The sequence below is a fragment of the Variovorax sp. YR634 genome (assembly GCF_900106655.1).
Taxonomy (GTDB): domain Bacteria; phylum Pseudomonadota; class Gammaproteobacteria; order Burkholderiales; family Burkholderiaceae_C; genus Variovorax.
The window spans coordinates 38,759-53,201 of sequence record NZ_FNOL01000012.1; the positions used below are offsets into that span (position 1 = coordinate 38,759).

Sequence of the window (14,443 nt, forward strand, 5' to 3'; positions counted from 1 at the left end):
TCAGCCGGCGAACGGGCGGAAGAAGGCGTTGAGCTCGGCGCCCGGTGCGGCATCTGCAAAGCCGTCGAAGCGCCCCTGGTCGGCCAGCGTGCGCGCAGCGCGGATGAAGCCGCCCCAGGCCGCGCGCGCCATGCCGCCGCCCACGCTCACGCGGCGCACGCCAAGCCCGGCAATGTCCTGCATCGTGAGCTCGCTGGCCGCACCCACCAGCAGGTTGACCGGCTTGCCTCCTGCGGCAGCAACCACGGCCGCGATCTGCTCGCGGGTCTTGATGCCGGGCGCGTAGAGGCAATCGGCACCCGCGTTCGAATAGGCCTTGAGCCGCGCGATGGCGTCGGCCAGGTCGGGTCGCCCGGCAAAGAAGTTCTCGGCGCGGCCGACCAGCAGCACGTCGGCGCCCGATGCATCGATGGCCTTGCGCGCGGCGCGCATGCGCTCGACCGCCACGTCGATGGAAAAGAGCGGGTCGGCGGCGTTGCCCGTCGAGTCTTCGATGGACAGACCCGCCACACCGGTCTCGATCGCGAGGCGCACGCTCTCGGCCACGCCCTGCGCATCGGCGGCAAAGCCGTTCTCGAAGTCGGCATTTACGGGCAGGTCGGTGGCTTCCACCAGCTCACGCAAGTGCGCCAGGATGAGTTCGCGCGACATCGCCCCATCGGCCTGACCCTGCGACCACGCAAAGCCCGAGCTGGTGGTGGCCAGCGCCTTGAAGCCCAGGCCTTCGAGGAAGCGCGCGCTGCCCGTGTCCCAGGGGTTCGGAATGACGAAGCAGCCTTGTTCGTGAAGGGCGCGGAAGTCGGCGCGTTTCTCGGCGACGGTACGGGTCATTGCAGTGCCTCGGTTTGCTTTGCGGGAGTTGGAACGAAAGAAGGGTCGGTCAGGATAAGCCTGTCCGCGCGACAGCCTCGCCCGGCGGGTTTTGCAGCAGGTAGTCGATGAAGGCGCGCACCGCCGGCAGCATGCCGCGCCGGGAAGCGAACGCGGCCTGGATCTCGCTGGTCGCGCAGGCCCATTCGCCGCACACGCGCACCAGGCGGCCTTCGGCGAGCGCATCGCGGCACATGATCTCGGGCAACAGCGTGAGGCCCATGCCCTGCTCCGCGAGATGCCTGAGCGCGAACATGTCGTCGGTGACGAAGTGCGGCGTGAAGCCGAATTCCTGCACCTGCGCGCCGCGTTCCAGCGCCCAGCGGTAGCGGTCGTTCTCTGCGGGCAACGACAGCACGGGCCATGCGGCCAGATCGGCGAGCGCCAGCGGCGCGCCAAGCTGCGCCAGCAGCGCGGGGCTGGCCAGCAGCACGTCGACGGTGGAGCCCAGCGGCCGGGCGATGAGGCTGGAGTCCTCGAAGGGCGGGCGCCGCACGCGCAGCACCACGTCGATGTTCTCCTGCATCGGATCGACGCGCCGGTTGCTCACTTCCAGCTGCAGCCGCACGCCGGGGCAGGCACGCATGAAGGCCGGAATCAGCGGCGTGAGCCAGAACTGCGCGAGGGTGAACGGGCAGCTCACGCGCAGCAGGCCCTGCGGCTGCGAGGTGGCCTGGCGCAGCACGTCGAAGGCTTCGTCGCCCGCCGCCACCGTGGCCTGGCAGCGCTCGTAGAACTCCCGGCCCACGCCGGTGAGCAGCAGGCGGCGCGAACTGCGCTGCAGCAGTCGCACGCCCAGGCGCTCCTCGAGCCGCGAGATGCGGCGGCTCAGGCGCGACTTGGGAATGCCCAGGTGCCGGCTCGCTGCGCTGAAGCCCTGCTGCGTCACCACGTGGGCGAAGAGCGCCAGGTCGTTGAGGTCTTCCATGTCTCTCGTTCTGTTTTTCGTTCCACCGGCAGAACGATCCGTTCATGCCGGGCGAATTGTTCTGCGTTCGTTCCACCAGCATCATCGATCGCTCCCTGTCGGTCAACCACCCGTTCCAGCACACGCCATGAAACTCGCCAGCTTCCACCACCGCGACGCCCTTCGCTTCGGCGTGGTCCGAAACGAGGAAATCGCCGACCTGACGGACCAGCCCGGCGCGCCGCCCGGGCTGCGCGAACTCCTTGCGTGCGGCGACGAAGGCGTGGCGTGGCTGCACGCTGCGCTCGCGGAAGCACCCCGCGTGGCACTGGCCGGCGTGCGGCTGGCGGCGCCCATTCCCGCGCCGCAGAAGTTCCTGGGGCTCGGCGGCAACTACGCCTCGCACCTGGAGGAGGCCGCGAAGCTGGGGCTCGTTCGGCCACCGGGCCAGGTGTGGTTCAACAAGCAGGTGTCGTGCGTGGCCGGCCCCTTCGATGCGGTGCACAAGCCCCGCGTGTCCGACCAGTTCGACTACGAGGGCGAACTCGGCGTGGTCATCGGCAGGCGCTGCCGCCACGTGCGCGCGGAAGACGCGATGGCCATGGTCGCGGGCTACGTGGTGGTCAACGACATGAGCGTGCGCGACTGGCAGATGCGCGCGCCCACGCACACGCTGGGCAAGTCCTTCGACACGCACGGCCCCTTCGGGCCCTGGCTGGTGACGCGCGACGAGATTGCCGACCCGCACGCGCTGCGGCTGCGCACCTGGGTCAACGGCGAGCTGCGGCAGGACGGCAACACCGCGCAGATGATCCACCGCATCGAGGCCATGCTGGTCGAACTGAGCACCGCCTTCACGCTGGAGCCGGGCGACGTGCTGAGCACCGGCAGCCCCGCTGGAGTCGGCGGGCTGATGGACCCGCCGCGCTACCTGGTGCCGGGCGACGTGGTGCGCGTGGAGATCGAAGGCATCGGCCACATCGAGAACCGCGTGATTGCCGAACCCGCCGGCTGAGCGTTGCGCCCCCCAAAGAAAGAAGGAGACACCCATGAACGACATTGCGACCCCGGTACGCCCGCTACCCGACTTCACGCGCACCGCGCTCAGCCCCGTCAAGCTGGCGCACGTAGTGCTGCGCGTGAGCGACCTGGCGCGTTCGCGTGCTTGGTACCTCGACGTGCTGCAGGCCCATGCCGCGTTCGAGAACGAGATGCTGTGCTTCCTGACCTACGACGACGAGCACCACCGCATCGGCCTGATCGCAGGACCGGAGCTGAAACACGAAGCCGACGCGAGCACGGGCCTGGAGCACATCGCCTTCACCTACGGCTCGCTCGGCGAATTGCTGGCCAACCATCGCCGCCTGGCCGCGCGCGGCATCCGGCCCTACTGGTGCATCAACCACGGGCCGACCATCTCGATGTACTACCGCGACCCCGACGGCCACCGGCTCGAGTTGCAGCACGACGTGTTCGAAACAGCCGAGGAAGTCAGCGCCTTCTTCGCCAGTGGCGCTTATGCCGAGAACTTCATGGGCGTGGTGTTCGACCCCGAAGCGCTGGCTGCGCGCTTCGAGGCCGGCGAGCCACTGGCTTCGCTCACCGAACGGCCCCGGCTGCCGGAGGGCAAGGCGCCGTGGGACATGTTCGTGCCCTGAGCTTCGGCGCGGTCAGCACTCCACCACGTTCACCGCGAGGCCGCCGAGCGAGGTTTCCTTGTACGTCGACTTCATGTCCTCGCCGGTCTGCTTCATGGTGCGGATCACCGCGTCGAGCGACACGTAGTGGCTGCCGTTGCCGCGCAGAGCCATGCGCGCCGCGTTGATGGCCTTCACCGCGCCCATGGCGTTGCGCTCGACGCAGGGGATCTGCACCATGCCGCCGACCGGGTCACAGGTCAGGCCGAGGTTGTGTTCCATGCCGATCTCGGCCGCGTTCTCGACCTGCGCCGGCGTGGCGCCGAGCACCGCGGCCAGCGCGCCGGCCGCCATCGAGCAGGCCACGCCCACCTCGCCCTGGCAACCGACCTCCGCACCCGAAATGGAAGCGTTGGTCTTGTAGAGCATGCCGATGGCCGCCGCGGTGAGCAGGAAGTCGACGATGCCTTCGTCGCTCGCCTGCGGCACGAAGCGCTGGTAATAGTGCATCACCGCGGGCACCACGCCCGCAGCGCCGTTGGTGGGTGCGGTGACCACGCGGCCGCCGGCTGCGTTCTCCTCGTTCACCGCCATCGCGAAGGCATTGACCCAGTCCATCACCGCGAGCGGGTCGGCCGCACCGGCTTGCGCCAACAACTCGCGGTTCAGCTCGGGGGCGCGGCGGCGCATGCGCAGCGGGCCGGGCAACGCAAGCGCGGCCAACGGGTTGTCGATGCCGAAGCCGCGCTGCACGCACTGCTGCATCACGCCCCAGATGCGCAGCAGGCCGCTGCGCACCTCGGCTTCGGGCCGCCACACGCATTCGTTGCGCATGACCAGCGCGGCCACCGACAGGCCGTTGCCATGGCATTGCGCCATGAGTTCGTCGCCGGTGGTGAAGGGATGCGGCACGGCGGAAGCAGCCGCCACCGTTGCGGCCACGGCCTGCCCGCCTTCGACGACGAAGCCGCCGCCGACCGAGAAGTACGTGGCCTCGGCCAGCGTGCCGCCGTCAGCCGCGAAGGCCGTGAAGCGCATGGCGTTGGGGTGTTCGGGCAGCGACTCTTCACCGCGAAAGGCGATGTCGCGCACGCGGTCGAAGGCAATGGGCGTGGTGCCCAGCAGACTCAGCTGGCCGGTGCGGCGAAGCGCTTCCAGCCGCGGCTGCACGGTCTCGGGCCGCACCGTGTCAGGCGCATCGCCGAAGAGCCCGAGGATCACGCCCTGGTCAGTCGCGTGGCCGTGCCCGGTGGCGCCGAGCGAACCGAACAGGTCAACATGCAGCCGCGCCACTTGCGCGAGCACGCCGCGCCGCTCGAGCGATTGCGCGAACAGCAGCGCCGCGCGCATCGGCCCGACGGTGTGCGAACTGGACGGGCCGATGCCGATCTTGAAGATGTCGAAGGCAGAGAGCATCAGCGCATCATGCGACGGGAAGCTGCTGTTTGACCAGCGCCACCCAGTAGGCGGCGCCCAGCGGCAGGATGGCGTCGTTGAAGTCGTAGTACGGGTTGTGCACGTTCGGATCGTTCGGGCCCTCGCCCGCGCCAATGCCGATGTAGGCACCCGGGCGCTTCTGCAGCATGAAGGCGAAGTCTTCCGAGCCCATGGCCGGCGGGATGTCGGTGTGCACCTGCTCGCGCTCGACCAGGCTGGCGGCGGCGGCGATGGCGGCGTCGGTCTCGGCGGGCGTGTTGACCACGCCGGGGTAGCCGCGACGGTAGTCGAGCGCCACCCGGGCGCCGTGCGTGACTGCAACGCCGTCGCAGATCTGCTGCATCGCGGCCTGGGTCTGGTCTTGAATGACGGGGTCGAGCGTGCGCACGGTGCCGCGCAGCACCACAGTCTCGGGGATCACGTTCCAGGTGTCGCCGCCGTGGATCTGCGTGACGCTCACCACCGCCGAATCGGTCGCGCCGGTGCGGCGGCTCACGATGGTTTGCAGCGCGTTCACCAGCTGGGCCGAGACGACCACCGAATCGATGCCGGTCTCGGGCATGGCGCCGTGGCTGCCCTTGCCGGTGATGACGATCTCGAAGGTGTCGAGAAAGGCCGTCATCGTGCCCTTGCGGATCGCGAACTGGCCGCGCGGCAGGGCCGGGAAGTTGTGCATGCCGTACACAGCATCGGCCGGGAACTGCTCGAACAGGCCCTCTTCCACCATCACGCGCCCGCCGCCCTCGTTCTCTTCGGCGGGCTGGAACACGAAGTGCACCGTGCCCTTGAAGGGCTTGTGGCGCGACAGGTGCTCGGCCGCGCCGAGCAGCATGGCGGTGTGGCCGTCGTGGCCGCAGGCGTGCATCTTGCCGACGCACTTGGAGGCATGCGCCTGCGTGCCCAGCTCCTGCATGTTGAGCGCATCGAGGTCGGCGCGCAGCGCGATGCCCGGGCCCTCGCCGTTCTTCAGCGTACCGACCACGCCAGTGCCGGCCAGGCCGCGATGCACCGTCAGGCCCATCAGCATCAGCGCATTGGCGACGACGTTGGCGGTGCGGTGTTCCTCGAAGGCGGTCTCGGGGTTGGCGTGAATGTCGCGGCGCCAGCTCAGCATGCGGGCGCGGGTGTCTTCGTCGATGTCGGGGTCGCGGTACATGGCAGTTCTCTCGTGGGTTGTCAGTGGAAGAATTCGGCAATCAGCGTGGCGCCGAGAAAGGTACCGGCCGTGGCGGTGAGCGACACCACCACGATGCGCCAGCCCAGCTGGCGGAACACCGGCAGATCTTTCGCGACGGAGAAGCCGGCCAGCGCCAGCACCGGCGTCGTGAAGGCCAGGAAGTTGAGCTTGGCGGTGAGTGCGATCAGCGCGTCGGAGAACGGGAACAGGCCCGGAATGCCGACCACGGTAGCCACCACCGACAGCACCAGCACCATCGGCAGGCGCGGCATGAGGCGCTTGACGCCCTCGACCACCAGCGCGATCACCACCACCACAGCCATGCCTTCGAGCGAGACCAGCATCGGCACCTTGTAGGTCAGCGAATTGCCGATGAGCACGCCGCCACCCACCACCGCCCAGGCGATGAGCGTGTCGCGCAGCGGCAAGGCACCGCCATGCGCCACGCTGACCTGCGACACGGCGCCCGTGCCTGCCGAGTCCTGCGCGCCGCGCTTCGAGAAGCGACCCAGCACCGGCTCCAGCTTGCCGTAGAGCCACGAGCACAGCGGCAGCGACAGGAACAGCGTGAAGTAAAAGCCTGCCACGGTGGTCAGCAGGTTCGATGCGGCGGCAATCGCTGTGAGCTGCGGCAGCATCTCGGCCGGCTGCTGCGCGGCGATGGCGCCCAGCGCCGCGGCCATCAGGCTGCCCGAGCCCACGCCGGCGCCCATGGCCAGCGAGCGCGGATCGAATATGTGCAGGCTGGCGATGAAGCCCGCCAGCACCGCGATGAAGAGCGCGCCCAGCACCGTGCCGGTGATGTACTCGGCCAGCACGCCGCGGCCCTCGGGCGAGGCCATGCCGTACTTCTCTCCGATGATCACGAGGTTGCCCTCGCGGCCCACCGAAAAGGTGGCGCCCACGGCTTCGCGCTTGATGCCCAGCAGCAGCGCCAGCGGCAGGCCCAGCGCCAGAGTACCCAGCGCATGGCCGAACTCCTGGAACAGCAGCGCCCAGCCAGCCTGCTTGACCTGCGGCAACGCGGCACCGACCGTGAGGCCCAGCTTCACCACGAACAGCAGCAGGCCCGCATTCAGCAGGCCGCCGGCAAACGACTGCTCGGCAGTCGCCACGCGCGCCACGCCCGGCACACGGCTGTGCGCGATGCCCCATGCGGCCGCGATCAGCAGCGCCCACAGCATCGGCAGCAGCGCCACCTTGCCCGGGCCGACGCTGAACTGCACCGGGCCGATGAGCTCGGCCACGGCCACGATGGCGAGGGTGACGAGCGCGAGCTTGAGTTTTCCGGAGGCGCTGGAAGGCGCGGCGGCGGCAAGGACGGAGGCGGCAGAGGTCATGGGTGGGGCGTCTTTTCGTGGCGCAGTACCTGCGGGGTGCCGGCGAGTTTCGGCTTGCAGGTCTATTGCATCAATGACCGTAAATCGGGATATTCGATGCATTGAATGCAACACTCGCCACGAACTTCAGGAGACCGGGCCATGGACGACAAGCTCGACACGCGCCGCGTGCGCTACTTCATGCAGGTGCTCGACAGCGGCTCGGTGCGCGGCGCCGCCGACGTGCTTGACATGGACCCATCGGCCGTGAGCCGCGCCATCGGCATCCTCGAACAGGAGTGCGGCGTGCCGCTGCTGGAGCGCCACGGCCGTGGCGTGGTGCCCACCGATGCGGGCGAGATGCTGGCTGGCTACGTGCGGCGCCAGAACAGCCAGAAGCAGCACCTGATGGCGCAGATGGACAGCATCCGCAAGATCGAGCGCGGCCACATCGACGTCGTGGCCGGCGAGGGGTACGTCGACTGGCTCATGCGCCACAGCCTGCGAGACTTCATGACCACGCACCCGAAGATCACCATCGACCTCGACGTGGCGAGCACCGACGAGATCGTGCAGCGCGTGGTCGAGGAACGCGCCCACATCGGCATGCTGTTCCAGCCGCCGAAGGACGACAGGCTCACCTCCCACCAGTCGCACTCGCAGCCGATCCAGGCGCTGGTGCTGGCCACGCACCCGCTCGCGCAGCTGGGCCGTCCGCTGAAGCTGGCCGACCTGCTGCCCTACCCGGGCGCCACGCTGCATCGCAACTTCGGCGTGCGCCAGCACATCGAGGCGGCCGAGGTCAGCGAAGGCGTGCGGCTGCCATCGCTGCTGACCACCACCTCGTTCAGCGCGCTCGGCCACTTCGTGTCGGCCGGGCTGGGCTATGCGCTGGGCACGCGCATCTCGCTCACGCCGAACGCCACCAACCCCGAACTGGTCGAGCTGCCGATGAAGAACCCGCTGCTGTCGCAGGGCCGCTCGCACATCGTGTCGCGGCACGGGCGCATGCTGTCGCCGGCCGCTTCCGAATTGCTGCGGTGCGTGGTGGCCGACATGCGGCGATATGCCGATCTGGCCGCCAGCAAGGACAAGCCGGAGAAAGCGGAGAAGCGCGCGGCCTCGCGTGCACGAAGCACCGCGGCATGAGGCACGACATTGCGCGCCTCGCCCTTTCGGTGTTCTGATCGGGCCCCATGTCGTACGCCATTCCGCTTTTCATTCACCTGCTCTGCGCCGCCTTCTGGGTCGGCGGCATGGCGACCATGCACTTCGCGGTGCGCCCTTCTGCCGTCGCCACGCTGGAGCCGCCGCTGCGCCTGCGCATGATGGCCGCGACGCTGCGGCGCTTCTTCGTGGGGGTGGACGCGTCGGTCACGCTGCTGTTCGTGACCGGCGTGGCGATGATCCTCTCGACGGGCGGCTTCCGCGGCCTGCACTGGCGCATCGAGGCGATGATGAGCATCGCGATCGTGATGGCCGCCATCTACGTCTACATCCGCGCCTCGGTGTTCAAGGCGATGCGGCGCGCGGTGGATGAAAGCGCCTGGCCGGTGGCGGCCGCGCGGCTCAACACCGTGCGCAAGCTGGTGATGGTGAACCTGGTGTTGGGCGTGATCGTGTTCGGAGTGGCGACCATCGGGCGGGCTGGCTGAGGCTGCGGCGCTCAGACCAGGTTGAGCTCGACGTCGATGTTGCCGCGCGTGAGCTTGGAGTACGGGCAGGTCTGGTGCGCGGCGTCGACCACAGCGCGGGCGGTTTCGCGCTCGAGACCCGGCAGGCTCACGTTCAGGCGCGCCCGCAGGAAGTACTGGCCGTCTTCGTTGGCCAGGTCGACCTCGGCATCGACGGCCAGGTCGGCGGGCAGCTTGATCTTCATCGCGCCGGCCGCCTTGCCCATCGCGCCGATGAAGCAGGCCGACCAGCCCGCGGCGAACAGCTGCTCGGGGTTCGTGCCCGCGCCAGAGGTGCCGGGCGACGAAAGCCGGATATCGAGGCGCCCGTCGTCGCTGCGCGATGCGCCGTCGCGCCCGCCGGTGGTGTGGGTCTTGCCGGTGTAGAGGATCTTTGCGGTGGTGGAGCTCATGGGAATTCCTTTCAGGCTCGCCGGAATGGCGATGCATGGATTGAATCGGCGGGCTGTATCCGCGATGTGTCGAGCGGGGCGCACTTTTGCATGCCCGTGTGTGCGGCGGGCGGCCAGACACACTGGCGTACAAAGCGGCCGCTCGGTCGAGCCGCAGGTCAGCGAGGAGCGCCCTTGAGCTCGACGGTGTTGCCGTCGGGGTCGGCGATGTAGATCGAGGGGCCATTGCCCTCGGCGCCGAAGTTGTTCTGCACCTCGCCGTTCACCGCTACGCCGTGGGCAGCCATCAGCGCGCGAATGGCGGCTTCGTCGAAAGGCTCGATGCGCAGGCAGATGTGGTCGACGTTGCGGCCTTCCACGCCGGCAAGCGCCCCGCCCTGCCTGCCCAGTGGGCCATCGGGCGTGACCAGATCGATCAGGCTCGCGCCGGCGCGCAGGTGCACGAGCCCCAGGTCGTCGCGGCGCTTCTCGATGGCGCAGCCCAACACGTCGCGGTAGAACGTGATGGCGCGTTCGATGTCCTTCACGCGCAGCACGATGTGGTCGATGCGCAGCACCGAGAACGGTGGCGTGCGCATCGGGCTCGTCATGGCTGCCTGGTGGTCAAACCACGCCGGCCGATCGCAGGGCGTCGAAGCGGGCGGAGTCGATGCCCATTTCCGCCAGCACTTCCTGCGTGTGCTGGCCCAGCGCCGGTGGTGCATGGCGCAGCACGGGCGGCGTGGCCGTCAGCCGCAGCGGGCTCGCCACGCCCGTGATGCTGGCGATGCCGTCGCCCGCATCGCGCGGCAGCGTGACCGCAAGGCCGCGCGCCTTGACTTGCGCGTCATCGAAGGCCTGGGCAATGTCGTTGATCGGGCCGCAGGGCACGGCCTTGTCTTCGAGCAGCGTGACCCACGCGGCCGTGGTGCGGGTGCGCGTGAGTTCTTCCATCATCGGGATCAGCACCAGGCGGTGCTTCACGCGCAGTGTGTTGGTGGCAAAGCGCGCATCGGTCGCCCATTCCGGATGGCCGGCTGCTTCGCAGAAGCGCGCGAACTGCCCGTTGTTGCCGATGGCCAGCAGCATCGAGCCGTCTTGCGTCGGAAAGTCCTGATACGGCGCGAGGCTCGGGTGCGTGTTGCCCTGGCGTTCGGGCGCCTTGCCGGTGTTGAGGAACGCGCTCGCCTGGTTGGCGAGGATGGCCATGCCCACGTCGAGCAGCGCCATGTCGATGTGCTGGCCTTCGCCGGTGCGGTCGCGCACCTGCAGCGCCGCGAGGATGGCGGTGCTGGCGTAGACGCCGGTGAACAGGTCCGTGAGCGCCACGCCCACGCGCAACGGGCCACCACCGGGTACGTCATCAGGACGACCGGTGATGCTCATCATGCCGGTCATGGCCTGGATCATCAGGTCGTAGCCCGCGCGCTCGGCATAAGGGCCGTCGTGGCCGAAGCCGGTCACGCTGCAGTAGATGAGGCGCGGGTTGGCCGCGCGCAGGCTCTCGTGGTCGAGGCCGTATTGCTTGAGGCCACCGGTCTTGAAGTTCTCCACCACGATGTCGGCCTGCGCCGCCATTTGCCTGAGCAGCGCCTGCCCGTCGGGCGTGGCCATGTCGACCGTGACCGAACGCTTGTTGCGGTTGCAGGACGTGAAGTAGCTGGCCTGGTCGGTGTCGTTGCCGTTCGCGTCCTTGATGAAGGGCGGACCCCAGGTGCGCGTGTCGTCGCCGACGCCGGGGCGCTCGATCTTGACGACGTCGGCGCCCAGGTCCGCCAGGATCTGCGTGCACCACGGGCCCGCGAGCACGCGGGACAGATCGAGGACCCTGATGCCGTCGAGTGCTGCGGGCTTGGTCATGCGGCTCAGTTGGCGAAAGCTGCGATGCCGGTGATGGCGCGGCCCAGGATGAGCGCGTGGATGTCGTGCGTGCCTTCGTAGGTGTTGACCACTTCCAGGTTCACCAGGTGGCGGGCCACGCCGAATTCGTCGCTGATGCCGTTGCCGCCCATCATGTCGCGCGCCATGCGGGCGATGTCGAGCGACTTGCCGCAGTTGTTGCGCTTCATGATCGAGGTGATTTCCACCGCGGCGATGCCTTCGTCCTTCATGCGGCCCAGGCGCAGGCTGCCTTGCAGGCCCAGCGTGATTTCGGTCTGCATGTCGGCCAGCTTCTTCTGGATGAGCTGGTTGGCGGCGAGCGGGCGGCCGAACTGCTTGCGGTCCAGCGTGTACTGGCGGGCGCGATGCCAGCAGTCTTCGGCGGCGCCGATCGCGCCCCACGAGATACCGTAGCGGGCGCTGTTGAGGCAGGTGAACGGGCCCTTGAGGCCCTGCACTTCGGGGAAGGCGTTTTCTTCGGGGCAGAACACTCCGTCCATCACGATCTCGCCGGTGATGCTGGCGCGCAGGCCGACCTTGCCGTGGATCGCCGGAGCCGACAGGCCCTTCATGCCCTTCTCAAGCACGAAGCCGCGGATGGGGCCGACCGTGCCGCTTTCGCTGACTTCCTTGGCCCACACCACGAACACGTCGGCGATGGGCGAGTTGCTGATCCACATCTTCGAGCCGCTGAGCGAGTAGCCGCCCGGCACCTTCTTGGCACGCGTGGCCATGCTGCCGGGGTCGGAGCCATGGTCGGGCTCGGTCAGGCCGAAGCAGCCAATCCATTCGCCGGTGGCGAGCTTGGGCAGGAACTTCTGCTTCTGCGCTTCGGTGCCGAATTCGAAGATCGGCACCATCACCAGCGAACTCTGCACGCTGGCCATCGAGCGGTAGCCCGAGTCGACGCGCTCGACTTCACGGGCGATCAGGCCGTAAGCCACGTAGTTGAGGCCGGGGCCACCGTACTGCTCGGGGATCGTCGGGCCCAGCAGGCCGAGCGCGCCCATTTCGCGAAAGATGGCGGGGTCGGTTTCGCCGGTGCGGAAGCCTTCGATGACGCGGGGCGCAAGGCGCTCCTGGCAGTAGGCATTGGCCGCGTCGCGGATCATGCGTTCTTCGTCGGTCAGTTGCTGGTCGAGAAGAAGGGGGTCGTCCCAGTGGAATTGCGCTTTGGCGGCCATGTGGCTGTCTCCGGAAATTAGGGGAAAGGTGAAAAGAGGGGGAATGGGGCCGATGCTAGCCATGCGGGGGGCATGACGCAAACGATGATTCCGCACCCAGATATGCGTTTGTAGAATGTCTTGCAAGATGTTCGATCGGCCTCTTCATTGGTGAGGCCAGGGTTTCATACATACACCCGAGGCATACATGCGCCGCAAGATTCCACCCCTGCAAACCCTCGTGTGCTTCGACGCCGCCGCGCGCCACGAGAGCTACACCCGCGCTGCGCAGGAACTGGCGCTCACCCAAAGCGCCGTGTCGCGCCAGATCGGCACGCTCGAAGCCTTCCTCGGCGTGGCGCTGTTCCGCCGCACGCGGCACGGGGTAGCGCTCACGGCCAGCGGCGCGGCCTACGCGCGGCAGATCACCAAGCGGCTGGAAGCGATGGAGCGCGACACGCTCGACGCAATGGCCCACCAGGGCGAAGGCGGCTCGCTCTCATTGGCGGCCGTGCCCACCTTCGCCACCCGCTGGCTGATGCCGCGCCTGAAGGGCTTCGCGGCGCTGCAGCCCGACGTGGTGGTGCACATCGAGACGCGCACACGCCCCTTTCTGTTTGCCGACGCCGAGTTCGACGCCGCGCTGTACGCCGGCACGCCCGCGCAGGTAGAGAACTGGGCCGGTACGCGCGCGCTGCTGCTGATGCACGAAGACGTGGTGCCGGTGTGCAGCCCGTCGCTGCTCCCACGCGGCAAGGCCGTGACGCCGGCCGCCATCGCGAAGATGCCGCTGCTGCAGCAAAGCACGCGGCCCGACGGCTGGCGCCAGTGGTTCGACGCGCAGCAGATCGACGCGCCCAACGCGCGCGGTGGTCCGCGCTACGAGCTGTTCTCGATATTGGCCGCGGCCGCGTCGCACGGGCTCGGCGTGGCGCTGATGCCGACGATGCTGGTGGCCGACGAACTGGCACGCGGCGAGCTGGTGGTGGCGTGCGCTCGGCCCTTGTCGGGCGAGCGCAATTACTACCTCGTGACGCCGGAGCGGGCCGATCAGCGGCCGCTGCTGAAGTTCTTCAGCGACTGGCTGCTGGAGCAGGCCCGGCAGGAGCCCGAACGCGGGGTAGCTTGAAAGGGCCGGTGACTTTCTCGCCACGTGGGGCGCCAAAGCCCATGCCCGAAACCCGCGTCCGGAAACGGCGAGCCTCGCGGGTCTGCAAGCGGGACACTGGGCGCATGACAAGAAAGCCTTCCCGCATCGATTCGCTCGACTGGCCCCGCATCGAAGCAGACCTCGCCGCCCGCGGCTGCGCCGTCATCGGCCAGCTGTTCACTCCCGAGGAATGCGCCGCGCTCACCGCCATGTACGACGAAGGCCACCGCTTTCGCAGCCGCGTGGTGATGCAACGCCACGGCTTCGGGCAAGGCGAGTACCAATACTTTGCAAACCCGCTGCCGCCCAGGCTCGCCGCATGCCGCAGCGCGCTGTACGAACGCCTCGCGCCGCTGGCCAATGCGTGGGCCGCGGCGATGGGCCAGCCGGCCGACTATCCGCCGGACCACGCCGCGTATCTCGCGCGCTGCCACGCGGCGGGCCAGTTGCGCCCTACCCCGCTGCTGCTGCGCTACGACGAGGGCGACTACAACTGCCTGCACCAGGATCTGTACGGCGACCTGCAGTTTCCGCTGCAGCTCACGGTGCTGCTGAGCGAACCGGGCGAAGACTTCACCGGCGGCGAGTTCGTGCTGACCGAGCAGCGCCCGCGCATGCAGTCGCGCGCCGAGGTGGCGCCGCTCGCGCAGGGCGAGGCGGTGATCTTCGCGGTCAACCAGCGGCCTGTGGCCGGCACGCGCGGCAGCTACCGCGTGACGATGCGCCACGGCGTGAGCCGCGTGCGTTCGGGGCGGCGGCATACGCTGGGCATCATCTTTCACGACGCGCGCTGAAGGGCCGCTCCCACGCGCTTCCACGACTCCGGTCTAGACAGGC

General features: G+C 68.6%; 15 protein-coding genes. 6 read left to right on the forward strand and 9 right to left on the reverse strand.

The window, feature by feature from the left end; all coding sequences use genetic code 11:
* Window positions 1-831 (reverse strand): isocitrate lyase/PEP mutase family protein, encoded by an 831-nt coding sequence (locus tag BLV60_RS19985; protein WP_093057024.1) that lies wholly within the window; start codon window positions 829-831, stop codon window positions 1-3.
* A 49-nt stretch (window positions 832-880) separates the two neighbouring features.
* Window positions 881-1,798, reverse strand: a complete 918-nt coding sequence (locus tag BLV60_RS19990) for a LysR substrate-binding domain-containing protein (protein WP_093057025.1) — start codon at window positions 1,796-1,798, stop codon at window positions 881-883.
* Between the two features lie 127 nt (window positions 1,799-1,925).
* Here BLV60_RS19990 and BLV60_RS19995 point away from each other — a divergent pair, with 127 nt between their 5' ends.
* Both BLV60_RS19995 and BLV60_RS20000 read left to right on the forward strand, forming a co-directional pair.
* Window positions 1,926-2,792, forward strand: coding sequence for a fumarylacetoacetate hydrolase family protein (locus tag BLV60_RS19995; RefSeq protein ID WP_093057026.1), 867 nt, complete (start codon window positions 1,926-1,928; stop codon window positions 2,790-2,792).
* Window positions 2,793-2,826: 34 nt separating this feature from the next.
* Complete coding sequence (locus tag BLV60_RS20000) at window positions 2,827-3,435, forward strand: VOC family protein (RefSeq protein ID WP_093057027.1); 609 nt, start codon at window positions 2,827-2,829, stop codon at window positions 3,433-3,435.
* Window positions 3,436-3,447: 12 nt separating this feature from the next.
* Here the strand turns inward: BLV60_RS20000 and BLV60_RS20005 are convergent, their stop codons facing one another.
* Genes BLV60_RS20005 through BLV60_RS20015 form a run of 3 tightly spaced genes read right to left on the reverse strand, consistent with a single transcriptional unit; the run spans window position 3,448 to window position 7,368 of the window.
* The gene (locus tag BLV60_RS20005; RefSeq protein WP_176928848.1) at window positions 3,448-4,833 is read right to left on the reverse strand and encodes an L-serine ammonia-lyase; all 1,386 of its coding nucleotides are present in this window, start codon (window positions 4,831-4,833) and stop codon (window positions 3,448-3,450) included.
* 4 nt (window positions 4,834-4,837) lie between these two features.
* Window positions 4,838-6,007 (reverse strand): M20 aminoacylase family protein, encoded by a 1,170-nt coding sequence (locus tag BLV60_RS20010; RefSeq protein ID WP_093057029.1) that lies wholly within the window; start codon window positions 6,005-6,007, stop codon window positions 4,838-4,840.
* 20 nt (window positions 6,008-6,027) lie between these two features.
* Window positions 6,028-7,368, reverse strand: coding sequence for a DUF3100 domain-containing protein (locus tag BLV60_RS20015; RefSeq protein WP_093057030.1), 1,341 nt, complete (start codon window positions 7,366-7,368; stop codon window positions 6,028-6,030).
* 141 nt (window positions 7,369-7,509) lie between these two features.
* Between BLV60_RS20015 and BLV60_RS20020 the strand changes: the two genes are divergently transcribed.
* Together BLV60_RS20020 and BLV60_RS20025 are read left to right on the forward strand one after the other, a co-directional pair.
* Window positions 7,510-8,496 carry a LysR family transcriptional regulator gene (locus tag BLV60_RS20020; protein WP_093057031.1) on the forward strand — a complete coding sequence of 329 codons (987 nt, stop codon included), beginning with the start codon at window positions 7,510-7,512 and terminating at the stop codon, window positions 8,494-8,496.
* A 47-nt stretch (window positions 8,497-8,543) separates the two neighbouring features.
* On the forward strand, window positions 8,544-9,002 hold the full coding sequence (locus BLV60_RS20025) for a CopD family protein (protein WP_093057032.1): 459 nt from the start codon (window positions 8,544-8,546) through the stop codon (window positions 9,000-9,002).
* A gap of 11 nt (window positions 9,003-9,013) precedes the next feature.
* On the opposite strand, the gene BLV60_RS20030 is transcribed toward BLV60_RS20025, so the two are convergent.
* The 4 genes from BLV60_RS20030 to BLV60_RS20045 form a co-directional block, all read right to left on the reverse strand.
* Window positions 9,014-9,433 (reverse strand): organic hydroperoxide resistance protein, encoded by a 420-nt coding sequence (locus tag BLV60_RS20030; RefSeq protein WP_093057033.1) that lies wholly within the window; start codon window positions 9,431-9,433, stop codon window positions 9,014-9,016.
* A 158-nt stretch (window positions 9,434-9,591) separates the two neighbouring features.
* Window positions 9,592-10,023, reverse strand: coding sequence for a VOC family protein (locus BLV60_RS20035; RefSeq protein ID WP_093057034.1), 432 nt, complete (start codon window positions 10,021-10,023; stop codon window positions 9,592-9,594).
* Window positions 10,024-10,036: 13 nt separating this feature from the next.
* Window positions 10,037-11,272 carry a CaiB/BaiF CoA transferase family protein gene (locus BLV60_RS20040; protein WP_093057035.1) on the reverse strand — a complete coding sequence of 412 codons (1,236 nt, stop codon included), beginning with the start codon at window positions 11,270-11,272 and terminating at the stop codon, window positions 10,037-10,039.
* A 5-nt stretch (window positions 11,273-11,277) separates the two neighbouring features.
* Window positions 11,278-12,477 (reverse strand): acyl-CoA dehydrogenase, encoded by a 1,200-nt coding sequence (locus BLV60_RS20045; RefSeq protein WP_093057036.1) that lies wholly within the window; start codon window positions 12,475-12,477, stop codon window positions 11,278-11,280.
* Between the two features lie 187 nt (window positions 12,478-12,664).
* Between BLV60_RS20045 and BLV60_RS20050 the strand changes: the two genes are divergently transcribed.
* Window positions 12,665-13,585 carry a LysR substrate-binding domain-containing protein gene (locus tag BLV60_RS20050; protein WP_093057037.1) on the forward strand — a complete coding sequence of 307 codons (921 nt, stop codon included), beginning with the start codon at window positions 12,665-12,667 and terminating at the stop codon, window positions 13,583-13,585.
* 41 nt (window positions 13,586-13,626) lie between these two features.
* Window positions 13,627-14,400, forward strand: a complete 774-nt coding sequence (locus BLV60_RS20055) for a 2OG-Fe(II) oxygenase (protein WP_371127386.1) — start codon at window positions 13,627-13,629, stop codon at window positions 14,398-14,400.
* Window positions 14,401-14,443: the final 43 nt, after the last annotated feature.